Below are 26,178 nucleotides of genomic sequence, written 5' to 3'. Positions count from 1 at the left end.
TTTCTAATTCCTCCAAATTTATGCACTAGATTTGGCGTGAAAATTCCGCAATCGCAAAGCATTAGTAACTACAGAGACTGAACTGAAAGCCATTGCTGCACCGGCGATAATTGGATTTAGCAGCCAGCCAAAAATGGGGTACAAAATGCCCGCCGCGATCGGGATTCCAGCGATGTTGTAAATAAACGCAAAAAACAGATTTTCGCGGATGTTCCGCATGGTGGCGCGGGAAAGTTTAATTGCTGTAACTATGCCTTGCAAATCGCCTGAAATTAAGGTAATGTCGCTGGCGGCGATCGCCACATCGGTGCCGGTGCCGATCGCAATTCCCACGTCTGCTAAGGCCAAAGCTGGTGCATCGTTAATCCCGTCTCCCACCATCGCGACAATTTTTCCTCCCCGTTGCAGGGCTTGAATTTGAGCTGCTTTTTGGTCGGGTCTAACTTCGGCAAAAACGCGAGTAATGCCCACGGATTGGGCGATCGACTCCGCAGTCGCGCGATTATCCCCAGTCAACATCGCCACCTCTAAACCGAGTTTTTGAAGTGCTTTAACCGCCTGCGCGGACGATGGTTTGAGGGCATCAGCAATGCCCAGAATTGCCTCTATTTTGCCTGCTACAGCCATCCAAACAACCGTTTTGCTCGCAGCTTCCAAAGCTCTCGCGCGCAGTTCCAGATATTCAGTATCGCAGCCTAGTTCCTGCATCCACCTCAGCGTTCCCAGGGCGATCGACTTTCCGCCTACAACCCCGCGAACACCACTCCCCGCGATCGCCTCAAAATCCTTAACATCCGTCAAATTAACCTCTTGAGATTGAGCATACCTCACAACAGCTTCCCCCAAAGGATGCTCCGAATTTCGCTCTACAGACGCCGCCAATTGCAGCAACTTTAACTCATTGCTGTTCGCCGTTCCTTTAATTGTCACAAAATCAGTTACAGTCGGCTTGCCTTCTGTGAGAGTTCCTGTTTTATCTAATACGATAATTTGGATTTTATGAGCCAATTCTAAACTCTCGGCTCCTTTAATTAAAATCCCATTTTCTGCACCTTTCCCAGTTCCCACCATCACAGCAGTCGGAGTCGCCAAACCCAAAGCGCAGGGACAGGCAATAATCAGCACTTCCACCATTGTCACTGTGGCTAGAGTGAAGTTTCCCGTCGCGTTAAACCAGATAATGAAAGTAGCTAAAGCGACGGCAATTACTACAGGAACAAACCAACCAGTCACTTGGTCTGCTAACTTTTGGATCGGTGCTTTTGACCCCTGTGCGTCCTGCACCATCTTGACAATTTGAGCTAAAAATGTATCTTTGCCAACTCTTGTCGCCCGAAACTTGAAGCTGCCAGTTTTATTAATTGTGGCTCCGATAACTTCGTCGCCAAGCTGCTTTTTGACAGCCAAACTTTCTCCCGTAACCATTGCTTCGTCTACCGTCGAAGCACCCTCAGTTACCTCTCCATCTACGGGGATTTGCTCGCCCGGCCGCACCTGCACGACATCGCCAATTTCCACTTGGGCGATCGGCACTTCCAACTCTTCCCCGTTGCGAATTATTCGAGCAGTTTTTGCTTGCAAACCCATGAGTTTGCGAATGGCTTCGGAAGTCTCTCCCTTCGCCCGATTTTCTATGGTTTTCCCCAACAAAATTAAGGCAATAACGCTGGCGGCAACTTCGTAGTAAACGCCAGAATTTAAACCTTGGGCTGTGAATAAACCTGGGAAAAATGTCACAAATACAGAATAAAAGTAAGCAGCACTTGTACCCAAGGCAATCAGAGTATCCATTGTCGCCACCCGCCGTTTTAGGGATTTCCAAGCTCCCACATAAAACGATTTCCCGCACCAAAATTGTACGGGGGATGTCAGGACTAATTGCAGCCAATAATTGTGCAGCCATGCGGGAATAAATGGCAGGTGCAAGCCGGTCATCGCTGGAATAGAACCCACCACTAGCAGGATGCTGATGATACCTGCTGTCCAGAGTTTCTGCTGCAAGGTTTGAGATTCAGATTTGCGATCGGCTTGTTCGGAATCATCCTCTGGTCCCGCCATTTCTTGAAGCGGCAAAGCTTCGTATCCCGCATCATCAACAGCAGATTGAATTGTTTCTAAGTCGGTTTGCTTGGAGTCGTATTGGATGGTTGCTTGTTCCATCCCAAAATTGACATGACACTCAATTACGCCGGGAACAGATTGGATTGCTTGTTCGATAGATGAAGCACAAGAAGCACAACTCATGCCCCGCAATTTAAGTGTGAGATTGTCCATAGATGCCCTCCTCAATGAGACATTTACCCTTTGTCTTTAAATAGTTGGATAGCCAGCAGATGCGATCGCTTTCCTAACTTCACTTTCTGACTTAGCGGTTTGAATCGTGACCAATTTTGTCTTGAGATCGGCCTCAACCGTTGAGGCTGAGTCAATAGCTTGGACTGCTTTTGTGATTGTAGTCGCACAAGCAGAACAAGCCATCTTAGGAACTTTTAGCTGTAAAGTCATAATTTGAACCTCAGCAGAAACTATTCTGCTCAATAAATGAATTAACTCCATTGTAAAGTCTCCAGTACACTGGAGAGTCAAGGGGAATTGCAAAATAAATCAGGAATTATGAAAAAAGTGGTTTGACACCCTACCCATAGGGGTAAGGCGCGGACTGTGTACCCTACATAATTAGGTTCAAGTGAGTTCTGTAAATCTTAACTTTGAGTGCGATCGACGGCACAGAAATAATTCTTTACAAGTTTGCAGCAAAAATTTCATCCTAATTTCATTTATATGTGAAAAACTGAAGAGAAATGGCCAGTTTAAGGATATAAGCTCTATGAAACCAATTTCATTGAAAACAGGCTTTGCAGCGCTGACGTTGACCGCCACAGCCGCTTTAACCAGTGGAGTGCTTGCAGCTTGTTCAAATGCCCCTTCCAGTGAAACTCCCGCCCCAAATGTTACGGCTGCAACCGAAGCAAACAACAAGCAAGACGTGGTACAAGGCGGTGGGATGGGTGGCATGAATCATGGCATGAATCATGGCATGAATCACGATATGTCAATGGATTTAGGCCCTGCTGATGCCGACTACGATTTGCGATTTATTGATGGCATGACAGTACACCATCAAGGTGCTGTAAACATGGCTCAAGATGTGCTTAAACAATCCAAACGCCCGGAAATGAAAAAACTTGCCACTGATATAATTGCTGCTCAAAACCGCGAAATAAATCAAATGAAAGAGTGGCGAAAAACTTGGTATCCCAAAGCCAGCAGTACGCCGATGGCTTATCACGCTCCCATGGGTCACATGATGGCAATGACTCCCGAACAAATGCAAAGCATGATGATGAGCATGGATTTAGGGGCCGCTGACGACCAATTTGACTTGCGATTTATCAATGCGATGATTCCTCACCACGAAGGAGCTTTAGTGATGGCTGAAGATGTTTTGAAGAAGTCGAAACGGCCGGAAATGAAGAAATTAGCTCAAGAAATTCTGACTTCGCAAAAGCAAGAAATTGAGCAAATGAAACAGTGGCGGCAAGCTTGGTACAAACAGTAATTTAGCTCACATCAACAAAACGTGACCCAACTCCAGAAAATGAGTGACATTAATCACAGTAGCTCAAGAGTTCCGAAAATACTTGCTTCACAAAAGCAAGTAATTGAACAAAGGAAAAAGTGGCGACAACCTTGGTAGACAAAGTAATATAGCTCGACTGTGGCTGTCAGCATTTGTCTGACTCCACCTCAGTTTCTTGAGAGTACCTACACATACTGTAGATAATGGAGCCGCCCTACCTCTAAAGTAGTAGAAACTTACGTAAGAATACTGTAGACAATTGCTCATCTCTACCTCTAAAGTAGTAGGTAAGTCAGTAAAAAGCTATATGGATAGAGAGGGTAGTGTATGATATTGAATAGCTTGGAATTAAACACCACTTATAAGTCAAATGCAGCCGTAGATGAGCTACTGAGCGCATTGACAAAAGAAATTGCAGCGCCAGCAGAGATAAAAAAACCTGAAAAAAATCTACAGCATAATCGCTTGTCATTAGGCAAAACTTATCTTCATATTTTAGAATCTGGTGGGCATCTGGGCTGCTGAGGCGAAATTTCATCCTAATTTCATTTGACCCTGAAATACTAGGTTGAGTAGAGCATTTCTAGCTCTTGGTCATTGCTTAGCGGTCGCTTCTTGGAAAATGCTAATAAGTAACTTTACTTAATGGGTATCACTTACTTACCTTGGCAAAATACCAACTGCTAAACCTGTGGCACTCAACCTGATTTCAAGGACAATGCCAACGATGATATTTCACAAATATGCTCAATCTCCGGCCATTATTAGCAGCTTTTCTGGAATTTTGTTCAGCCTAATTTTGCTAAGTTCTCCGGCTGTCGTTTTGGCACACGCGGGACACGGAGATGAATTTCACCAAAGCGGCGAAACAACTCAAACTCCTGCTGCTATTTCTGTCGATGCGGAAACATCGAAGCGGATCGGAATTAAAGTTGAGTCAGTGAAAGCTCAGCGATTGGCTGTGGGCATTAAAACTACCGGACAAATTGAGACTTTACCCAACCAAAAAGTTGAAGTTCGGGCTCCCGTCAGCGGCACAGCGGTTGAGTTGCTAGTCAAACCGGGTGACAAAGTATCAAAAGGTCAACCTGTTGCTGTTTTATCGAGTGCGGAATTAGGGCAATTGCGCGTGGAATCGATCGCAAAACGAGCTGAAGCAGAAGGCGATTTGCAGCAGGCGCAGGCTGACTTTAAGTTAGCTCAAGAAAATTACGATCGCCAAAGTCAAATATCCGCAGCAGAAATCGCCCAAGCCCAAACCCAATTGGCAGCGGTAACTAAGCAGTACCAGCAAGAACAAGAATTAGTAAATAATCGTTCCGTGGTGCAAGCCGCTCAAGAAAACTATCAGCGTCAAGTTGAAATAGCGCAAGCAGAAATAGCGCGGGCAGAAACTGAACTGACAGTGGCTAAAGAACAGTTCGATCGCGACAAAGAATTAGTGGCATCAGGGGCGATCGCGCGGCGCACAATGCTGGAATCGCAAGCCCACTTCGCCGAAGCACAAGCCGCTCTTGCTAAGGCAAAAAGCCGTCCTGAAGTTATCAAAGCCCAAACCGAAATTAAACAAGCCGAAGTAGACCTGCCGATGCGGGAATTGCGGGAATCTCAAGGCAGAGTAGCAGACGCAAAAGCTCAACTTACCAGAGCTCTGAGTCGCCGGGAAGTCCTAGAAGCCGAGAACCAACTCAAACGCGGCAAAACTGCCGTCGAAGTCGCTCAGTCGCGCATTCGCTTGGCTGATGCAGCCTATCAAGCGCGACTGCAACAATTAGGAACTGTTGCCAACGATCGAGGACTCGTTACCGTAGTTGCTCCGATTTCGGGGACGGTAGCCGATCGCGAAATCACCCCCGGAGAATCAGTAAACTCGGCGGAAAAACCGCTGATGAGTATCTTAAACGACAGCAGCGTTTTTGCCACAGCAAATATTTACGAAAAAGACCTGAATCAAATCCAGTCAGGTCAAAAAGTAATGGTAAAAATTGCTAGTTTCCCTAACCGCACTTTCACCGGAATAATTAACTTAATTGGCTCTGTGGTAGAAGGTGAAAACCGGGCTATTCCTGTCAAAGCGGAAATTGATAATAGTGATGGTGTCCTCAAACCGAATATGTTTGCCGAATTAGAAATATTAACCAGTCGAACTACAACACCAGTTCTGGCAATTCCTACCTCAGCCATTGTAGAAGCTAATGGGAAGCAGTTGGTTTACCTGCAAAATGGCAATGCTTTTCAAGCAGTTGAAGTTACTTTAGGTAATACTTCCGCGGATTTAATAGAGGTTAAAAGTGGTTTATTTGAGGGAGATTTAATAGTGACTCAACGCGCTCCTCAACTTTATGCTCAATCTTTGCGAGGTGATAGTAAACATTCAGAATCGGAGGAAAAAACGGCATTAACTCCAAATGGAATAGAGGCTAGTTTTAATAGTTTTCCAATGCCTCTATGGTTGGCGGGAGTAGCAGGAGGAACAATCTTATGTACTGTAGCTTTCTTAGTTGGGGTTGTGGCTGGTCGCCGCAAGAGCGATCGGAAAGTGGTGGGAACTAATAAAGTGTGACCATTAGCCTTAACTTTAATAAACATAGTTTCGGCGAATAATCCGCTTTTGATCCTAATTTTATATTCTGATTTCAAAGTAGCTCAAATAATAATTACCACTATTTCACTTCATGCTCAACTCAATCCTCAAATGGTCGATCGCTCAACGTTGGCTAGTTGTAATCGCTGCAATAATAGTCACTTTTTTGGGTAGTTATAATTTAACTATAATGCCCCTTGATGTTTTTCCTAATTTTGCCCCGCCTCAAGTAGAAATTCAAACAGAAGCTTCTGGATTGGCCCCTGAAGAAGTAGAGTCTTTAATCACTTTACCAATTGAGAGCGCAGTCAATGGAACTCCGGGGGTAGAAACCGTGCGCTCCTCTTCGGCGGTAGGTATTTCAGTTGTTCGAGTAATTTTCAAAGCCGATACAGATATTTATCAAGCGAGACAATTAGTTGCTGAACGTTTACAGCAAACCCGATCCAAGTTGCCTCAAGGTGTTGAAGAACCACAAATCTCTCCTGTATCTTCTCCGATTGCCACAATTTTAATGTATGCCTTCACCCTAAAAGCAGAAGGAAAGGAGCCAAATACTGATTTAATGGAAGTGCGACGGTTAGTCGATCGAGATGTCACTAACAGATTACTTGCTGTGCAGGGAATATCACAAGTCATTGCCTATGGAGGTGATGTTAGAGAGTATCAAGTTTTAGTCGATCCAGTCAAATTAACTGCATTTAATATCTCTTTAGAAGATGTGACCAAAGCGGCACAGCAATCAAATACCAATGCGTCTGGGGGATTTTTGATTACACCCGATCGCGAAGAAATTATTCGTGGCGTAGGTCGGATTGAAACCATTGAAGAATTGGCAGAATCAGTAGTAATATCTAGGGATGGAAAACCCATCAAATTACGCGATGTGGCAGAGGTAAAATTAGGAGCAGCACTAGCTAGAGGAGATGGTAGTGTTAATGGTGAGAGAGGAGTGGTTTTACTGGTAAACAAGCAGCCTCAAATTGATACTCCAACTGTGACCAGAGCAGTTGAAAAAGCAATGGAGGAAGTGCAAGCCGGATTACCCCAGGATGTGAAAGTACAAGTAACTTTTCGCCAAGAAAGTTTTATTGATTCTGCTATTGAAAATGTGCGCGATTCCCTACGAGATGGCATCATTATTGTTTCAATAATCATGCTGATGTTTTTGATGAATTGGCGCACAACTCTCATCACTCTCAGCGCCATTCCCTTGTCGGTGCTGATAGGAATGTTGATTTTATCATGGTTTGGGGAAGGCATAAATACTATGACTCTTGGGGGATTGGCAGTAGCAATTGGTTCAGTTGTGGATGACTCAATTGTGGATATGGAAAACTGCTATCGGGGATTGCAGAAAAATCAAGTAGATGGCAAGCCTAAAGATGATTTTGAAATAGTTTATAGCACTTCGGTAGAGGTTCGCACCAGTGTAATTTTCTCTACCGTAATTATTGTTATTGTATTTGCGCCAATTTTTTCTTTAACAGGAGTAGAAGGGCGAATATTTACCCCAATGGGAGTGGCTTATTTAGTTTCTATTATGGCCTCTACTTTTGTAGCAATGACTCTTTCCCCTGCTCTTTGCGCTATCTTATTAGCAAATCGTCAATTGCCATCGGATGATACTTGGGTGTCGGCATTTAGCCAACGGCTTTATCGTCCTGCTTTGAATATGGCAATTAATCGTCCGAAATTCATCTTATTGCCAGCCATCGCTGCTTTTATTGCTTCATTAATTGTGCTTCCCTCACTAGGAAGAGTATTTTTACCGGAATTTCAAGAGCGATCTTTAGTTAATACAATGTTACTTTATCCTGGGAGTTCCCTGTCTGCTACTAATGATATGGGACTTTCAATGCAGAATGCTCTCAAAGATGACCCTCGATTTACAGCAGTACAATTGCGATCGGGACGTGCGCCCGGTGATGCTGATGCCGGAGGGGTAAATTTAGGACATTTGGATGTAGAACTGAGCGATATTGGCATTAAAAAGCGAGAAGAAAGTATTGCCAAAATTCGAGAGGAATTTAATAAATTACCGGGTGTGGCTACCAGCGTGGGAGGCTTTATTTCGCATCGTATGGATGAAGTGCTTTCAGGAGTGAGAAGTGCGATCGCAGTGAAAGTTTTTGGGCCTGATTTGACAGAATTAAGAGCGATTGGGAAGGAAGTGGAAACAGCTATGGGCGAGGTAAAAGGTATTGTTGATTTGCAGTTAGAACAACAAATTCCCATTCGTCAGTTACAGATTAAATTTGAGCGAGCTTCGGCTGCACGTTACGGACTTACCATTGGAAGTCTTACAGAAACTATAGAAACTGCCTTGAATGGGAAAGTAGTATCTCAAGTCCTTAAAGAACAGCAGTTATTTGATTTATTGGTGTGGTTGAAACCGGAAAGTCGCAGTAATCTTGATACTATTCGTAACTTATTAGTTGATACTCCTTCTGGGCAGAAGATCCCACTCGCACAAGTCGCAAAAATTGAATACGGTACTGGCCCTAATACCATCAACCGTGAAAATGTTTCCCGTTTATTGGTTGTGGCTGCGAATGTGTCAGGACGAGATTTACGCTCAGTTGTTAATGAAATTAAGACCAACGTACAACAGCAGGTAATCTTGCCTTCAGGTTATTTTATTCAGTATGGTGGACAATTTGAATCAGAAGAACGAGCTACCCAAAATATAATCCTATTTGGTAGCTTAGGAACAGTCATTATTGCGGTGCTGATGTACTTTGCTGTCCATTCTTTTGCAGGTGCGGTGATGATTATGATTAACTTACCCCTGGCATTAGTAGGAGGAATTTTCTCGATTGCGATCGGTGGTGGCATTATTTCTGTAGCTTCACTTGTGGGTTTTATCACCTTATTTGGTGTAGCGGTTCGTAACGGTTTGCTTTTGGTGGATAATTTCAATCAAAAACTAAGCAAGGGAATGCCTTTCAAGCAAGTAATTAAAGAAGGTGCGATGGAAAGATTGGTGGCGATTTTGATGACAGCTTTTACCTCTGCTTTAGGCATGGTTCCCCTGGTAGTTGGTACAGGCGCAGGCAAAGAAATTTTGCAACCTCTGGCGGTTGTGGTGTTGGGTGGATTGTTTACTTCTACAGCCTTAACTTTGTTAGTTTTGCCAGCTTTGTATGCTCAATTTGGGCATTTTTTACGACCTCAAAAACCTCAGCCCGTTATTGAAGACGGGAAGGTAGCTAATGTGTGATATTTTCTAATTATTGTCAGTCAGCAAGGAGTCAAACAAATGAAATCGCTTAAGTCAAATTTAATTGTTCTAGGTAGTGTCGGATTGCTGTTTTTGGGAGCTTGCAGTAACGATAACCAAGCAAGCGATCCAAATACCACTCCAGCATCCCCTCCTGTCGCCTCTCAACCTGCGTCTTCGCCTCCCGCCACTGCTCCTGGAAAAGCAACTCAAGGGGGGCAAGTTGTGGAGTCTGGAGCTTACCATTTAGAGTTTGTACCTTACAAAGAAGCTACCGGAACTCATTTAGATGTTTTTTTGCAAAAAGGAGAGAAAAAGGAACCAGTTGCTAACGCGAAAGTGACGGCTCAAGTGCAGTTGCCGAGTGGAAAGCAGCAAACCCTAGCTCTCAAGTATGATGCTGAGGGCAAACATTACGCTGTGTTGTTTCCCGGCAATGAACCCGGTCAGTATCCAGTGAAAGTGACTGCGGATATTAACGGAGAAAAAGTTGACGGTCGTTTTACCTTCAATCAATAGATGGCTGATTTCCTAATGCGCTCTAACTTATGGGCGCATTAATTATTAGCAACAAACAACTGCCTCTTGCATTTCCGCTAAAAAGCCGATCGCGTTTCGATCGCACTTAATTTCCTATTTCGTTACCTGAGTTTTTTTTTAACGGGAAAAACACTCGACCTGTCAGACTTTGGAAGTAGATGCCACCGACGGTAATTAAAAAGACGAAATAGGCGATCGCCTGCACGACATAGAGCTTCTCCGTGTAGCCAAACAACGCACTCAACAGCAAACCGGGAAACTTGTCTTCTGGAACCAGTTTCGAGGTATTCCAGACCATTGGGCCGAGAATGCAAGAGTGGATTTTAGTAAATCTTTCGTAATAGAAACACAGCGCGGCTGACTCGCGATTTGTTTGCGATAAAATATTCACCGCGCTGTCAAAAAGTCCCAATGTAGATACCACTAAACCCGCTACAATAAATAGCAAAAAAATACCCATATATTTGAAAAACAGGCGGATATTAATTTTGATTCCCCATTTAAACAGCAGGACACCCAGTGCGGTGGCTGAGAGAATGCCCGCCAAAGCCCCGATCGCCGGAATAATGCCTTGTTGAAACTTGGCGACGACAAACAAAACAGTTTCAAACCCTTCGCGTAAAACGGCAATCAAAACTAAACTAAATACGCCCCAACCGGCATGAGAATTTTGCGTTAAGGCAGCACTCACAGCACCTTCAACTTCGGCTTTCATAAATCGCGCTTGCTTAGTCATCCAAATCAGCATCCAGCTCAGCATTGCGATCGCTAAAACTCCAAAGGTTGCCTCTAGCAGCGACTCCATAATCGGTGCAAAAGGCTGATTGGATGCGGACAAAATTTGAATTGTCCAGCCGAACATTACACCTATCAAAGCGCTGGCAATAATTCCCACGCCAACTCCGCCGAAAACCCAAGGACTTAAATAACTTTGTCCTGATTTTTTGAGGCAAGCGAGAACGATGCCGACAACTAAGGCGGCTTCGACTCCTTCGCGGAGAGTAATTACAAAGGTGGGCAATGCTTCGCCAAAATTCATTTTTTCATGGTGGGAATGGGACTGGTTAAGGAGCGAGGTAATTGGCAGATTATTTACCAATTACCGCTCTTGATGAGAGTGATATTTTTAAGATGCGGGTTTGAGAACTTTTTGGCTGTCGCTTTCGATCTTTTTAACTAGCTGGTTGACTTGTTCGGTTGTTTTAACTGGGGCGGGGGGTGCGATCGCAGTTGGCCAATTTGTCTTAAGTTCATTCATGTTGGCAACAATTGCTTTGTCAATTTCGGGGCTAGTTTTAGCCACTTGCTCGGCAATATCTTTGTACAGCATTTCCGCGTACATGACAAAACCCCGCGAATCTTGGTATTCAATAATTGCGGAAATTTTGCCGTTAGCAACTGCGGCTCCGTATTCGGAATTAGCTGTATCTAGCAAGCCGTTAATCACTTGCAGCACGAATTTCGGATCTTTGCGCTGCGTTTCGGGAAGGGCGGCAATTGCTCCGTCAACTGCTTGCATTGATGTGTCAAATTCCGCCTTCACTTGAGCCGGATCTTTTGCACCCGCTTTAACTAAATCCTGCAATTTAATTAAAGTAGTCTTAAATTCGGGAATTTTACGCTCGTTTAGCTGATCTTCCACATCGGCATAAATTTCTTCGACTGGATGGCCGATGTGCGGTTCGGCTTGGTCGGGTTTGCCTTGATCCAAGAGTTCTTTTGCTACGATAAGATGCCCTTTCATCAAGCCGAGTTTAGTCATGTAGTCTACATCTCTGGGTTCGCCCGTCAGCACCACATTTTCAATAGTTACCAAGTCTTTGATTTGGTCGAATTGGGCTTGAGTAATGACATTTTTTGAAACCAATTCTTCGACTTTTCCGTAAGGGCGGCTGGCTTGAATCTTGTTAGAAAGTGCCGGTACTCCTAACTTGGCTTCGAGTTTATCTAACTCTGAAAGAATGGCTGTATTGATGTTGATGCCGCCTTGGCCGCCGTGATTCCCGCTGTGACCGCTTGTGGAGGCGGGACTGGCTGTGGCAACGGGTGAGACTGTGCTGTCGGTGTTGCTGGCTGTGGGGGAAGCGCAACCAGCGAGAGCAACGAGGATGGCTGTAGCCGTGGCTGTGGGTAATAAACGATATCTTGCAACATTGGCAACAACCCTGCTACGGGCGGGCGAGACGCCCACCCCACAAGAAAAGTCATTGTTTGTGGAACAGGCATCTTGCCTGTTCTTGGGGACGCCCACCCCACAAGAAAAGTCATTGTTTGTGGAACAGGCACCTTGCCTGTTCTTGGGGACGCCCACCCCACAAGAAAAGTCATTGTTTGTGGAACAGGCATCTTGCCTGTTCTTAAGAATGGTGCAAGATGTGAGTAATAAACGAAATGTTGATAACATGGCTGTTGCTAATTTTTACGTTATGTGCATTTGGACTCACAAGTTATTAAGAAAGATTCTCAATTATTTGCGAGCTATTCATTCTACCTATTTGCGATCGAGCTTGTCAAATAATTTCATACTTTATTTGAATCGGCGCACCGTGGTAGCAGGATTTGGTTTAAGTGATGACTTCAAATACCCCCATGCAGCCTGCTTCGGCGATATCATCTTGATGGGGATGAAACATAAATTTTCCAGCGTAGCCGTAGGTAAATTCTAAAATATGTCTTTCAGCTACTCCCATTGTGATTACATCGGTTCTTTCACTGGGAGTCAAAGTCATTCCCGTGCGATATACGTCAAAAAAGTTGGCGTGCAGGTGAAAAGTCACTGCCGCTTCGTACTCAATTATGTTGAGAACGTAAAGCCGGATTAGCTGATTTCGGTAAATAGGGATCGGGTTGTTCATGTAATAATTGGGCAACCCGTTAAAAGCGTATAGTTCGTTTCTTTTGTCGTCGTTTACATCGTATCCTCCCATGATTAACAAGATTTCATCGGCGGGAGGGCGGGGTTTTGGCGGATCGATGATGAACATTCCATAGAGTCCTTTACCTATATGGCGAGTTACGGGCTCAATATGGCAGTGATATAGATGCACTCCGTAGGGATTGGCATCGAATTCATAAATAAATACCGAACCGTGTTTCACTGGTTTAACGCCATCCATTTCGCTGGTATGAACGCCGTGAAAGTGCAGCGAATGAGAATCTGCGGCTTTGTTATAAAAAATGACGCGGATACGATCGCCCTCAGTTGCCCTCAATGTCGGCCCCGGCACGCGATTGTTCACGTTCCAGGTGTTGAAAGCGACGGCGCTGTTAAGTTGGACGACCGAAGTATTAGCTTCTAGGCGAAATTCGCGTACCGTGCGCCCGTTTTCGCGCGTCACCGTGCCGTAATCAAAATCCCGCGCAATTTGCATCGGGTTGATATTGCTGACGGTGACTGCATCTGCGGGCATGGGCGGTATTCTCGCGACTGATGTCGGTTTGCGAGTCAAGTGTTGAAGTGCGATCGCGCCCCCCGCTACCCCAGCACCAGCTATTCCTAGCTGTAGCAGTTGGCGGCGACTCCAGCGCCCCGGCTTTTTCATGGCGGGACGATCGGATAAATCTGTCATAGTTATTGAAAAATATTCTCAAAAATTTGATTGCGTTTGAGTATAAGACATTTCCCGCTTGTTGTCAATAATTGTCAACAGTCATTTTTTTCTGCGAAATTAGAAAATTTCATGCTGATTTCATCTCAGTATGTGATGTTAGATGTTGGGGTAGATGCTGCCGATCGCTAACAATGTATAAAGATTTACCGCTATAAATTAGAGTTATGAGAGTTTTGCTAGTTGAAGATGAGCCCGATTTAGGGAAAGCGATCGAGCGAACCTTAAAGCAGGAAAAATATATAGTTGATTGGGCCCTCGATGGCAGTGAAGCTTGGGAATATTTAGACAGCCAGTGGACGCAATACACCCTCGCTATTTTTGACTGGTTGCTACCAGGATTGTCAGGATTGGAACTGCTGCGGAGATTGCGTGCTAAACATAGCGCCCTGCCCGTATTGATGCTGACAGCAAAAGACCGAATGGAAGATAAAGTTGCGGGACTAGATGCCGGGGCTGACGATTATTTAGTCAAGCCGTTTGGGATGGCGGAACTGTTAGCAAGATTGCGGGCTTTGCAAAGGCGATCGCCCCAAATTCAACCACAACAGAGACAGGTAGGGAATCTCGTTCTCGACTGCGGAAATCGCACTGCTTGTCATGTCGATACCCACGGCAAAAATCAGATAATTTCACTGACAAACAAAGAATTTCAACTGCTAGAATACTTTATGAAACATCCCAACCAAATTATCACCACTGACCAAATTCGGAATCAGCTATGGGAAGCGAGTGCAGATACCTTTAGCAATGTGGTAGCAGCTCAAGTGCGCTTGCTGCGACGCAAACTTGAGTCGGTTGGCGGCACGAATTTAATTGAAACTGTACACGGCGTCGGATACCGCATGAGAAATTAAAGTAAAACCGATAGTCCGGCAGGGAATGAATTCCCGGCCTCAAAGCTAAAGTCCTCTAAAGAGGACTAATGAGTTCTTTAGTCCTCTTTAGAGGACTTTAACTATTAGCCAGGGAATTCATTCCCTGGCGGACTGTTTGACTGACAGCTTAAGTTATGAAAAATGAATCAAAATAAACTATTTAACCGAACTCGCTGGCAATTAGCCATTTCCTATGCAGCAGTAATGGGTTTGATTTTAAGCTTGTTGGGATTTGGCGTATACAAGGCGATCGCCCACGCTCACTGGGTAGCCATAGACCGCGAATTAGAATCAGTAGCGGGGACGCTACACGACAGCCTAGAAACAAAATTGCAGCAGCCCGGACGCCTAGAACCAATAGTCAATGATCTTTTGCCCAACCTCCGCGTAATTGGAGTTAACGGCATTAAAGATAAACAACAGTTGCCCGATCGCCATATTTTAAGCGCTATAAACCAAAGCTTTTACTATATCCGTTTATTTGACAATTCAGGAAATTTGATTGCTACAGCAGGCGCTTATCCCGAAGAATTGCCACCGACATTTAACTCACAACATTGGCAAACAATCACTGACAGCCAAGGCAATATTTATCACCAAATTTCTGTATTGCTGCACACCAATAATCAGGAAGATTGGGGATATTTTCAAGTTGGGCGGAGCCTGCAAGACTTCAATGATTATCTCAGTACAGTGAAATGGGTTTTGAAATTAGGATTGCCTACAGCATTGATTTTGATAGGCTTTGCTAGTTGGTGGCTGGCAGGATTAGCCATGAAACCGATTTATGCTTCCTACCGACAAATCCAACAGTTTACAGCGGATGCTGCTCACGAATTGCGGACGCCTTTAGCGGCTTCGCAGGCGACTGTAGAATCGGCGCTGTTGACGCCTCAATTAGATGAAAAAGAAGCGCAGGAAATTTTGCGGACGATCGATCGCCAAAACCGACGACTGACTCAGTTAGTGGCTGATTTGCTGCTACTGGCTCGCATGGATAATCAAGTGATACGCGATCGCCCTCAATTGTGTTGTTTGAATGACCTTGTTAGCGATTTAGTAGAGGAATTGGCAGCTTTGGCGATCGCTTCTAAGGTAGCGCTAACATCCGAAGTGCGAGTGCAGCAGCAATTAAATGTTGTCGGCAATTCCGACCAACTTTATCGCCTAGTTGCTAATTTAATTGTTAATGCCATTCAATACACTCCGGCGGGCGGGAAAGTAACAGTTATTTTAGATTGCAATCACATCGAGGCGATCGTTCAGGTTCAAGATACCGGTATTGGGATAGCGGCGGCAGATTTAGAGCGAATATTCGATCGATTTTACCGAGTTAACAGCGATCGATCGCGCCATACAGGCGGTTCGGGACTGGGATTGGCGATCGCCCAAACCATTGCCCGGGCACATCGTGGCAGCCTCAGCGCCAGCAGCGAATTGGGGCAGGGCGCTACTTTCCTGCTGCGGTTGCCTTTGTAAGCTACTATGTGAGGGAAACTGACATCTTGCACCATGCTCAAGAACAGGCAAGATGCCTGTTCCACAAAGAGTGATTATTGTTGTGGGGAGTAGGGGTTGGGCATCCTGCCCGCCCGTCAAAGGCTGATTGAGAATTGTGCAAGATGTGGGGAAAACCGAATCATCTTTTTGTGGTAATCCCTTTTGCAGAAGAGAGCACGATCGCCGAAAATCATTAAATAGCTATTTCTCAGCAATTAGCAGTCATCACAGAGAAAAATTATGACAGTTTTAGAACAGGGAACAATCTCAATCCATACCGAAAATATTTTCCCGATTATCAAGAAGTCGCTATACACTGACCACGAAGTCTTCTTGCGGGAACTAATTTCTAACGCCGTCGATGCCATTGCCAAACTCAAAATGGTTTCTCGTTCCGGCGAATACAGCGGCGAGGTGGGCGAACCGCAAATCAACATAGCGATCGACAAAGAAAACAAAACCCTCTCAATTTCCGATAACGGCATCGGCATGACCGCCGACGAGGTAAAAAAATACATCAACCAAGTCGCTTTCTCCAGCGCAGAAGAATTTATTGAAAAATACCAAGGCAGCGGCGAAGACGCAATTATCGGTCACTTCGGTCTGGGTTTCTACTCTTCTTTCATGGTGGCGAAGAAAGTAGACATTGATACTCTTTCTTACCAGGAAGGCGCGCAAGCCGTACACTGGTCTTGCGACGGTTCTCCGGCTTTTGAACTATCAGAATCTTCCCGCACCGAACGCGGCACTACTATTACTCTTACTCTCCAAGATGAAGAACAAGAATATGTAGAACCCAGTCGCATTAAGCAGTTAATCAAAACTTACTGCGATTTCATGCCCGTTCCCATCAAATTTGAGGGAGAGGAACTCAACAAGCACAAAGCAATTTGGCGGGAATCAGCCAGCAATTTGCAAAAAGAAGATTACTTAGAACTGTACCGTTACCTTTACCCGTACCAAGACGAGCCTCTGCTGTGGGTACACCTGAATACAGATTATCCTTTTATTGTCAACGGGATTCTTTTCTTTCCCAAACTGCGGCCGGATGTCGATGTTACCCAAGGCAATATTAAGCTATTCTGCAACCAGGTTTTTGTCAGCGACCACTGCGAAGAAATTATCCCGAAATTCTTGATGCCGCTGCGGGGAGTTATTGACAGTACCGACATTCCCCTGAACGTTTCTCGCAGTTCTTTGCAAAGCAATCGCACTGTGCGGAGAATCGCTGATTATATTGCGAAAAAAGTGGGAGATCGCCTGAAAGAACTCTACCGCGACGACCGCAACGAATACATCCGCTGCTGGCAAGATATCGGCACTTTTGTCAAGTTTGGAACTCTCAACGATGACAAGTTCAAAAAGCAAGTCGAAGATATTTTAATCTACCGCAGCACCTACGAACCAACAGCGGACAAGCCAGAAACTGTAACGCCCGAAGTTCAGGTGCAAACTGAGGAAGGAGATTTGTGGCAAGATGTAACTCCGAAGTCGGAAAATTCGGCTTCAACGCAGCCTTACACGACGCTGAAAGAGTATTTGGAACGCAATCAAAAACGCCACGAAAATCGGGTGTTTTATTGTACAGATCCGGCGTCTCAAGCAACTTACGTTGCTATGCACAAAAGCCAAGGTTTAGAAGTGCTGTTTATGGATTCTTTCATAGACACGCACTTTATCAGCTTCTTGGAACGAGAACACTCAGATGTCAAATTCTCGCGGGTTGATTCCGACATCGATGAAACGCTAATTGACAAAGAGAAAGAAGCGGAAATTGTCGATCCGGCGACGAATAAAACTCGCAGCGAACAAGTTAAAGAAATGTTCCAAAAAGCTCTCAATAAGCCGAAAGTGAACATTCGCACAGAAGCTTTGAAGTCTGACTCTGCGGAGGCGACGCCACCTGCGATCGTACTTTTGCCGGAAGCTTTGCGCCGGATGCGCGACATGACGGCGCTGTTGCAGCAGCAAGCGGCCGAATTCCCCGAAGACCACGTTTTGCTGGTGAATACGTCTCACCCGCTGATTCAAAATCTGGCGAGTTTGAGTCAGGGTGCGATTATTCAAGGTGGCGGCGAGTCTCCGTCGGCTGAGTTGGCGAGTATGATTTGTCACCACGTTTACGACTTGGCTTTGATGGCCCAGAAGGGTTTCGATGCTGAAGGGATGAAGGATTTTGTCGAGCGATCGAATCAAGTCTTGACAAAATTGACTGAACGTGCCATGTAATTACCCCCCCCAACCCCCCCTTGCTAAGGGGGGGAGTAAGAGTTTATTTCCCTTGCTGAGCCGGCGATCGGGTGTTTTTTGTCCCCCCCTTAACAAGGGGGGCTAGGGGGGTTCTGCGCTGTTGCTATATAATGAAGCGATCGAATCAAGTCTTGACAAAATTGACTGAACGTGCCATGTAATTACCCCCCCAACCCCCCCTTGCTAAAGGGGGGAGCAAGAGTCTATTTCTATGGGTAAAGGGATAAGTCAAGCCTTCTTCCTTCTTTCTTCTTCCTTCTTCCTTGGGCTATAATGAAATGCTGCACGCAAAAAACGGTAATCTGGAGGGAAGTATGTCACGGAAATGTCAGCTAACGGGGAAGAAGGCGAATAACGGTTTTGCAGTTTCTCACTCGCACCACCGCACTCACAAGTTGCAAGAGGCAAATTTGCAGTGGAAGCGGGTTTGGTGGCCGCAGGAGAAGCGCTGGGTAAGATTGCACCTTTCTACAAAAGCGATTAAAACCTTGCAAAACAAGGGTTTGGAAATCATGGCGAAGGAAGCTGGAATTAACCTGTACAAGCTTTAAAAAACTTGGCTAATTGAGAAAAGGGCGATCGCACATTTGAGAGTGCGATCGCCCTTATTTTAGAGAAAAACCTTTACTAAAGCCACTTTCTGCATTTGAGTAAATAAGTAGTCATCTCGCCTTTGCCTTTAACTTCGATCGCGCCGCGACTTTCAAAGGAATACTTTTCTCGCAACTGCTGATAAGTTGTCTCTGTTACCTGAATACACCCCGGCAAGCCGTGAGATTCCATGCGGGAAGCGGTGTTAACGGTGTCTCCCCACAAATCGTAAATAAATTTTTTAATACCGATGACTCCGGCGACAACCGGGCCGCTGTTGATGCCGATTCTGATGCTGAAATCTTGATTGTGGATATTGCTGAAGTCAGTAATTGCCTGCTGCATATCGATGGCCATTTCTGCGATCGCTTCTGCGTGATCCGGGCGAGGAATGGGCAGGCCTCCAACTACCATGTAAGCGTCGCCAATCGTCTTAATTTTTTCCAAACCGTGCCTTTCTGCTAGGTTGTCAAATGTCGAAAAGATGTCATTCAGCAAGGCTACTAATTGCGTTGGAGAAACTCGCGAGCTCAATTGAGTAAAGCCTACTATGTCCGCAAACAAGACAGTAACGTCAGCAAAGGTGTCTGCGATCGTACTGTCTCCTCGCTTCAACCGATTTGCTATTTCTTCAGGCAAAATATTCAACAACAAGCGTTCTGATTGTTCCTGTTGAACTCGCAGTGCACTTAAAGTATCATTCAGAGCATTAGTTCGTTCTTTCACTCGAAATTCTAACTCTTCATTCAGCTTGTAAAGCGCCATTTCAGCCCGCCTGCGGTCTGTGATATCCGTACCGATTGCCAGCATTCCCGCGAACTTTCCTGCCGCGTCAAACAGCGGTTTATTTGCCCAGGATACCCAAACGCGATCGCCGCTGCGCCGGATACTTTCATTTTCATTTCGCGTATATTGTTCTGGGTTTTGCAAAATATCTCTCAACTTTGCTGCCAAATCATTTCCTGTTGTATCTGTCTTGGGAATAATTGTTCCCACGGCGTTTTTGCCAATTATCTCTTTTTCATCGTAACCAAAAAACTTCTGTGCAAATTCGTTAAAAAAAGTAATATTTCCTGCCCTATCTATTTTTAAAATAATGCTGTTAGCATTTTCCACTAATTCCCGATACTTAATTTCGCTTTGCCGCAGCGAATCCTCTGCTGAGGCGCGTTCGGCTACTGTCGCCGCCAACAGCAGCGATGTAACTACAATTACGCTCATAAAAGCCTGCAAAAATAAGATTGCCTGATTGATATTTTCCGCTTTGGCAATAAAAGGCCCGCCTCCCTGAGAACCGCCCCAAATGGCGATACTGGATACAATAAAAGATGCTAAAACCGCCCCTACCTGACCGAATTGAATGGTTGCCCAAATTACTAAGGGAAATGGCAAGTATTCGAGGGGATAACCGGAGAGATTACTTTCACTTTTTGAGTTGTAGATTAGCCAACTGACTGTTACTAATAACAGCAGGCATATTCCGGCACCGATGCGATTGAGAATTGTTTGAGAAGCTGTATTTGGTGAAGGGCGGGGCGCTGGTTTGTGGTTGTATATAATCAACAGCAGGGGAGTAAAAATTAACACTCCTAATGTATCTCCGAGATACCAATTCCATCGAATATGCCAATATTCGCTCCAGTCAACTAAACCCGTTAAACACAGGCGTAACGTGCCGAGAGTGCAGTTAATTTGAGTCGCAACTAGAGCGCCGCCCCAGACTAAATTGACTACATCTATGAGCCGAGATAGTGATGAGCGAAAGTTGAGTTTTCGCAACAAAGCAAATGCAAAAAAAGCTTGCAAGCAAGCACTGAACGCAGCTAACAATGCACTAAAAAATGACATTTTGTTGATAGTCTCGAACAAAAATACGCCTAAAGCTATTCCCGGCCAAACTCGCCGACCCAATAATAAAAGTGCAGCTTGTGCAATTCCTGCCGGCGGCCAGACGCAGCTAGCTAATGTATTGACGCCTGGGATTGAAATTGCTATTTTTCCTCCCAAAGCGTAAGTAAAAGCAATGGCAGCTACTTTTGCTAAGTATTGCGAATTTCTAGATTGAGTAAATCGCAGAAACTGATTTTTGTTGGGGTTCATACTGAGTATTATATGTTTAACTAACTATAGCAACCGCGACCGAATATTAGGACGTTCTTAATTGCTGAAACATGAGTTGTTATATTGCTTCTTCCTTCTTTTTCTGCTGAGCGAAGTCGAAGGGCTTTTTTCCTTACTGCTATAACTTGATGCCTGTAAGAAAGTAAGTGTTCATCTCGCCTTTGCCTTTAACTTCGATCGCGCCGCGACTTTCAAATACATACTTGTCCTGCAATATATCATAAATTGCAGACGTGACTTGAATGCACCCCGGCAAGCCGTGGGATTCCATGCGGGAAGCGGTGTTAACGGTGTCTCCCCACAAATCGTAAATAAATTTTTTAATACCGATTACTCCGGCGACAACCGGGCCGGTGTTAATGCCAATTCTGATGCTAAAATCTTGATTGTGCAGATTGCTGAAGTCAGTAATTGCCTGCTGCATATCGAGGGCCATTTCTGCGATCGCCTCTGCATGATCGCTGCGGGGCATGGGCAGCCCTCCTACTACCATGTAAGCGTCGCCAATCGTCTTAATTTTTTCCAATCCGTGCTTTTCTGCTAGGCGATCGAAGGTGGAAAAAATATCGTTAAGCAAGGAAACTAATTCCGGGGGAGAAATTTGGGAACTAATTTGGGTAAAACCGACTATATCTGCAAACAATACTGTTACTTCGGAAAAAGTATCGGCGATGATGCTTTGGTCTTGTTTTAATCTATCGGCGATCGCTTGCGGTAAAACATTGAGCAGGAGACGGTCAGATTTTTCTTGTTCTAAGCGCAAAGCTGCCTCAGCTTGTTTGCGAGTTGTGATATCTTGAACAGTACCTTCGTAATAAAGCAAATTTCCATGCCTGTCGCAGACAGTATAAGCATTCTCCGCAATCCAAATTATACTGCCATCTTGGCGGTAAACTTGAGATTCAAAATCTGATACTTTGCCGTTTTTTCGCATTAAATTAATGACTTCGGCGCGGCGTTCTGGGCATACATATAGCTGGCGGTTAATATTAGTTAAAGTCCCCTTCAACTCTTCAAAGGAACTATAACCGTAAATACGAATTAAAGCAGGGTTGACGCTGAGATATTCCCCATCTGGAGTAGTTTGAAAGATGCCGACGATCGCATTTTCAAAAATGCTGCGGTATTTTGCCTCAGCTTGTCGCAGCGCTTCTTCAGCGCGCTGGCGTTCTCGCGCTTCCATTGCGAAAGTTACAGAGTCTGCTAGAGAAACAGCGAAACTTTGTTCTTCAATAGTCCAACGGCGGGGCATTCCTACGTGTTCTAAACAGAGAACTCCGGCTGTTTCTCCGCCTATTTGAATCGGCGTATCTAGCATGGAAGTGATGCCGAACGGAATTAGGTAAGATTCCGCAAATTCTCTAGTTCTAAAATCGTTTTGCGCGTCAAAGGCAGCAATCGCGCGTTCTTCTCGCAGTGCTTGGAAATAGACAGGATAGTCTGCTTCTGCTAATTGCAAACCGTCTGAGTGCTGGTTGACAGCGTGATCGAACAAATCCAGGCACTCGATCTTGGATTTAGTGCGATCGTACAGCCATACGCTCGATCGGGTAACTTCCAGAGTACGGCTAGCAGTTTCAGTTATTTCTTGAAGCGCTTTTGTTAAGTCGCCTTGATTCAGCGCTTTATTTTTGGCTAAATCAATTAATGCCGATTTCTGTTTCTGTAGCTGAAGTTCGCTTTGTTTCAGGGCATTTGTCCGCTCTTCAACTCGGATTTCCAGCTTTTCATTGAGCTTTTGCAGGGCTATTTCAGCTTTTCGGCGAGCGGTGATATCTGTGCCGATGCAGAGGATGCCCAGGATTTCTCCCGCTGAATTAACCAGCGGTTTATTTGCCCAAGATACCCAAACGCGATCGCCACGGCGTCGGAGGTTTTCATTTTCATAGCTGGTAAAGCGATCGGGATTTTGTAAAATTTCATTATAAACCAACTGTAAGTTATTCCCTTCGATGTCTGTCTGCGGAAGAATTGTTCCCATTGCATTTTTACCAATGACTTCTTCCTGAGTGTAGCCAAAGAATATTTCAGCAAATTCGTTAAAAAAAGTAATATTGCCGTCAGCATCCAATTTCAGAATAATGCTGCTTGCATTTTCCACCAATTCTCGATATTTAATTTCGCTTTCTCGCAGCGAATTTTCTGCCTCGGCGCGTTCAGCTACCGTCGCTGCCAATAACAGCGATGTAATTGTCACTACAGCCATAAAAGCTTGCAAAAATAAGATAGCCTGAGTGATATTTTCGGCTTTGGCTATGAACGGCCCCCCTCCCTGAGAACTGCCCATAATTGCGATGCTTGAGACAATGAACGATGCTAGGACAGCGGCTCGTTGACCGAATTGGAGCGCCGACCAAATTATGAAAGGAAACGGCAAATATTCCAGGGGATAACTAGAAATAGAAGCTTCTGTTTTCGACACAAAGACCAGCCAGCTCACCCCAATTAATAATAATAACCATACTGCCCGCCAAATTAAATATCTTTGCTGGCTGCCTGTTTGTCTTTTTAAACGATCTGCGGTTACTTTAGGGCGAAAAAATATTAGGATTAAGGGAGTTAAAATTAAAACTCCCATTGTGTCTCCCAACCACCAATCCCACCGAACCGACAAATATTCTGTCCAATCTACTTTGCCCGCTAAATATAGGGAAAACGCGCCAATCGTGCAACTGATTTGAGTAGAAATTAGACCGCCAAACAAGATTAAATTAACTACATCTTTCAAGCGATCGAGAGATGGACGAAACCCCATCCAGCGCAGGGCAGTTACTGCAAAAACAGCTTGCAGAATTGCCCCGGCGTTTCCTCCCAGCCAAACCGCAAATATCTGTTCATTTGGGTTAACAAAATTTAGCAGGAATGTACCCAAAACTATGGCAGGCCAGACTTTACTCCCAAACAACAAAAGTCCAGCTTGTGCAATTCCTGCGGGTGGCCACACCGAGGCAGCAAAGGGACTAACACCTTGAATTGAAATTGCTAGCCTCGCCCCCACGGCGTAAGCGACAGCAACGACAGTTACTTGGGCTAAGTACCGCCCAATTCGGGATTGAGGGAATCGCAGAAACTGATTTAGGTTCAGATTCATACCGAGTTTTAAGTTTTAGGGGATTTCACATCAGAAGGAAGAGGGAAGTTCGGCAACGAGCAATGTACGGGATGTAACGGATGTAATATCAATTCCGGTTGTATCGGAATGAGGAAACCGCAGAGGACACAGAGGATACAGAGAAAGGGAAGAGAGAGATGAATAATTCTGATGCCAACGGATTTGATATAACGGATGTAACGGATGTCAGGAAGAGGGAATAAGGAAGAGAAAGAGGGGAGCTAATGTAGGGTGTACACCGGGCACATTGCGAGCCTAAATGTAGGTGCGCGGTGCGCGCACCTTACCAATTATAAAGGCTTAGTTGATGGCGGCTTCAATCCACTGTTTTAAAGTAGAATTTACTTCATCAATGAGAATTTCATGTGATTGGTGATTTGCTCTTTCCACGACTTCAACTTTGCCTGCTTTCAGCGAACGGCCCGGAACAATGCGATAGGGAATGCCGATTAAATCAGCATCTTTGAATTTAACTCCGGCTCGTTCGTCGCGGTCATCTAGCAAGGTTTCAATGCCAGATTGGTTGAGTTCTGCGTAGAGTTTTTCGGCGACTTCTACTTGTTGGGCGTCGGAAATATTGGGGATGCTAATGATGGCGTGATACGGCGCGATCGCCACTGGCCAAATTATCCCGTCTTTGTCGTAGGATTGTTCTACGGCCGATTGAGCTAGCCGCGACACGCCGACGCCGTAGCAGCCCATCACAAAGGGCATTTCTTCGCCTTGTTCGCTGGTGTAGGTGGCGCCCATTGCTTGGGAGTATTTTGTGCCTAATTGGAAGATGTGGCCGACTTCGATGCCTCTGGCGCTTTGCAAGGTTTGTTCGGGGTTGTGCACGGCCCGATCGCCCTTTTTGGCTGTTCTGACGCCTACAACCGTTGCTGGTAGAGGAAATTCTTTATCCCAATTAGCCCCGACAACGTGGTATCCTGATTCGTTTGAACCAGTGACAAAGTTTGTCAGCTCAACTGCGGTGCGATCGACCAAACGCAAAAACTTAGAGTTTACCTCCTTACTCCCAGCGATATAATCATCAGCAACATCGGGAGCCATATAACCGAGAGGTAAAGATTTAGCCGCCCATTTCCGCTGAGCTTCGGCATCGGGAACAGTCAAAAATAAAACAGTTTTAGCTTGATAATTGCCCGCTAACTTCGTCAACTCATTCAGCAACTTTACCTGATTCACATCTTGGTCGCCGCGAATGCTTACCAATACCAAAACAGTCATGCCATTGTCGTAAACTGCCTGGTAAAGCACATTTTTGACAACTTGCGTCGGAGAACATTTCAAAAACTTGCAAAGTTTATCAATTGTTTCAGTTCCCGGCGTTTCCCGCTTTTCAAAGGTTGCAAAGGGCGACGGTTCGGCATCAGCAGGCATCGATACAGCCTTTTCCACATTAGCTGCATACTGACCATCTTCAGTATAAAGAACTTCATCTTCTCCCGCTTCTGCCAGCACCATAAACTCTTGAGAACCAGAGCCACCAATTGCTCCAGAATCAGCATCTACTGCTCGGAATTGCAAGCCCGATCGGCGCAGCATATTGCTATAAGCTTGAGCCATATCCTGATAAGTTTTTTTCAAACTTTCTTCGTTTGTATGGAAAGAATAGCCATCTTTCATAATGAATTCGCGACCGCGCATCAACCCAAAACGCGGGCGAATTTCATCGCGAAACTTAGTTTGAATTTGATAAAGATGTAAAGGCAATTGCCGATAGGAACGAATCATATCTTTAGCAATTGTAGTAATTACTTCTTCGTGAGTTGGGCCCAGTCCCAATTCTCGCTGCTGCCTATCTGTCATGGCAAACATAATACCTTCAGCTTGAGTGTAGGTGTCCCAGCGGCCGGATTCCCGCCACAAATCGGCCGGTTGCAATTGCGGGAGGAGGCATTCTTGAGCGCCGGTAGCGTCCATTTCTTCGCGCACAATTTGAGATACTTTTTTGAGAACTCGCCACATTAAAGGTAGATAAGCGTAAATTCCGCTACCGATGCGCCGGATGTATCCGGCACGGAGTAATAGTTTGTGGCTGGGAATTTCTGCTTCTGCCGGGTCTTCGCGCAGGGTAACAAAAAGCATTTGAGAGAGTCGCATAGCTGATTTCCTTAAAATACCGGATGAGTGTAATTTTAGATCAACTTCTGATATTATCAGAACTAAGCCCGATTTGATTAAATAT

At 45.1% G+C, this 26,178-nt stretch carries 17 protein-coding genes; 9 read left to right on the top strand and 8 right to left on the bottom strand.

Going from position 1 to position 26,178, the window contains the following annotated elements; all coding sequences use genetic code 11:
* Positions 1-18: 18 nt before the first annotated feature.
* A complete protein-coding gene (locus tag QT987_RS11415; protein WP_333239872.1) occupies positions 19-2,274 on the bottom strand; it encodes a heavy metal translocating P-type ATPase in 2,256 nt (751 codons plus the stop codon).
* Positions 2,275-2,310: 36 nt separating this feature from the next.
* Positions 2,311-2,505, bottom strand: a complete 195-nt coding sequence (locus QT987_RS11410) for a heavy-metal-associated domain-containing protein (RefSeq protein WP_333072949.1) — start codon at positions 2,503-2,505, stop codon at positions 2,311-2,313.
* Positions 2,506-2,827: 322 nt separating this feature from the next.
* On the opposite strand from QT987_RS11410, the gene QT987_RS11405 reads away from it, so the two are divergent.
* The 5 genes from QT987_RS11405 (at position 2,828) to QT987_RS11385 (ending at position 9,906) form a co-directional block, all read left to right on the top strand.
* The gene (locus QT987_RS11405) at positions 2,828-3,559 is read left to right on the top strand and encodes a DUF305 domain-containing protein (protein WP_333239870.1); all 732 of its coding nucleotides are present in this window, start codon (positions 2,828-2,830) and stop codon (positions 3,557-3,559) included.
* 348 nt (positions 3,560-3,907) lie between these two features.
* On the top strand, positions 3,908-4,105 hold the full coding sequence (locus tag QT987_RS11400) for a hypothetical protein (RefSeq protein WP_333239868.1): 198 nt from the start codon (positions 3,908-3,910) through the stop codon (positions 4,103-4,105).
* 193 nt (positions 4,106-4,298) lie between these two features.
* Complete coding sequence (locus QT987_RS11395) at positions 4,299-6,143, top strand: efflux RND transporter periplasmic adaptor subunit (RefSeq protein WP_445300351.1); 1,845 nt, start codon at positions 4,299-4,301, stop codon at positions 6,141-6,143.
* Between the two features lie 112 nt (positions 6,144-6,255).
* On the top strand, positions 6,256-9,387 hold the full coding sequence (locus tag QT987_RS11390; RefSeq protein WP_333239866.1) for an efflux RND transporter permease subunit: 3,132 nt from the start codon (positions 6,256-6,258) through the stop codon (positions 9,385-9,387).
* A 39-nt stretch (positions 9,388-9,426) separates the two neighbouring features.
* Positions 9,427-9,906 carry a hypothetical protein gene (locus QT987_RS11385; RefSeq protein WP_333239864.1) on the top strand — a complete coding sequence of 160 codons (480 nt, stop codon included), beginning with the start codon at positions 9,427-9,429 and terminating at the stop codon, positions 9,904-9,906.
* Between the two features lie 106 nt (positions 9,907-10,012).
* Here the strand turns inward: QT987_RS11385 and QT987_RS11380 are convergent, their stop codons facing one another.
* The 3 genes from QT987_RS11380 to QT987_RS11370 form a co-directional block, all read right to left on the bottom strand.
* Positions 10,013-10,966, bottom strand: a complete 954-nt coding sequence (locus QT987_RS11380) for an FTR1 family protein (RefSeq protein WP_333239862.1) — start codon at positions 10,964-10,966, stop codon at positions 10,013-10,015.
* Between the two features lie 87 nt (positions 10,967-11,053).
* A complete protein-coding gene (locus QT987_RS11375; protein ID WP_333239859.1) occupies positions 11,054-12,331 on the bottom strand; it encodes a helix-hairpin-helix domain-containing protein in 1,278 nt (425 codons plus the stop codon).
* A gap of 160 nt (positions 12,332-12,491) precedes the next feature.
* Complete coding sequence (locus QT987_RS11370; protein ID WP_333239857.1) at positions 12,492-13,496, bottom strand: multicopper oxidase domain-containing protein; 1,005 nt, start codon at positions 13,494-13,496, stop codon at positions 12,492-12,494.
* Positions 13,497-13,702: 206 nt separating this feature from the next.
* On the opposite strand from QT987_RS11370, the gene rppA reads away from it, so the two are divergent.
* The 4 genes from rppA (at position 13,703) to rpmB (ending at position 18,714) form a co-directional block, all read left to right on the top strand.
* A complete protein-coding gene (gene rppA, locus QT987_RS11365; protein WP_333239855.1) occupies positions 13,703-14,392 on the top strand; it encodes a two-component system response regulator RppA in 690 nt (229 codons plus the stop codon).
* 162 nt (positions 14,393-14,554) lie between these two features.
* The gene (rppB, locus tag QT987_RS11360) at positions 14,555-15,892 is read left to right on the top strand and encodes a two-component system sensor histidine kinase RppB (RefSeq protein ID WP_333239853.1); all 1,338 of its coding nucleotides are present in this window, start codon (positions 14,555-14,557) and stop codon (positions 15,890-15,892) included.
* A gap of 261 nt (positions 15,893-16,153) precedes the next feature.
* Complete coding sequence (htpG, locus tag QT987_RS11355; protein ID WP_333239851.1) at positions 16,154-18,142, top strand: molecular chaperone HtpG; 1,989 nt, start codon at positions 16,154-16,156, stop codon at positions 18,140-18,142.
* A 335-nt stretch (positions 18,143-18,477) separates the two neighbouring features.
* Entirely contained in the window at positions 18,478-18,714 is a 237-nt protein-coding gene (gene rpmB, locus QT987_RS11350; RefSeq protein ID WP_333065932.1) for a 50S ribosomal protein L28, read from the top strand.
* A gap of 76 nt (positions 18,715-18,790) precedes the next feature.
* Here rpmB and QT987_RS11345 read toward each other — a convergent pair whose 3' ends face one another.
* The 3 genes from QT987_RS11345 to proS form a co-directional block, all read right to left on the bottom strand.
* Positions 18,791-20,854, bottom strand: a complete 2,064-nt coding sequence (locus QT987_RS11345) for an adenylate/guanylate cyclase domain-containing protein (protein WP_333239849.1) — start codon at positions 20,852-20,854, stop codon at positions 18,791-18,793.
* Positions 20,855-20,993: 139 nt separating this feature from the next.
* Complete coding sequence (locus QT987_RS11340) at positions 20,994-23,966, bottom strand: adenylate/guanylate cyclase domain-containing protein (RefSeq protein ID WP_333239847.1); 2,973 nt, start codon at positions 23,964-23,966, stop codon at positions 20,994-20,996.
* 321 nt (positions 23,967-24,287) lie between these two features.
* Positions 24,288-26,093, bottom strand: coding sequence for a proline--tRNA ligase (proS, locus tag QT987_RS11335; RefSeq protein ID WP_333239845.1), 1,806 nt, complete (start codon positions 26,091-26,093; stop codon positions 24,288-24,290).
* Between the last annotated feature and the right edge of the window lie 85 nt (positions 26,094-26,178).

The organism is Microcoleus sp. SVA1B4, assembly GCF_036700545.1.
In the GTDB taxonomy this organism is placed as follows: Bacteria; Cyanobacteriota; Cyanobacteriia; order Cyanobacteriales; family Microcoleaceae; genus Microcoleus.
The sequence above is the reverse complement of the archived record's forward strand: the minus strand, read 5'-3'. Positions and strand labels throughout refer to the sequence as shown.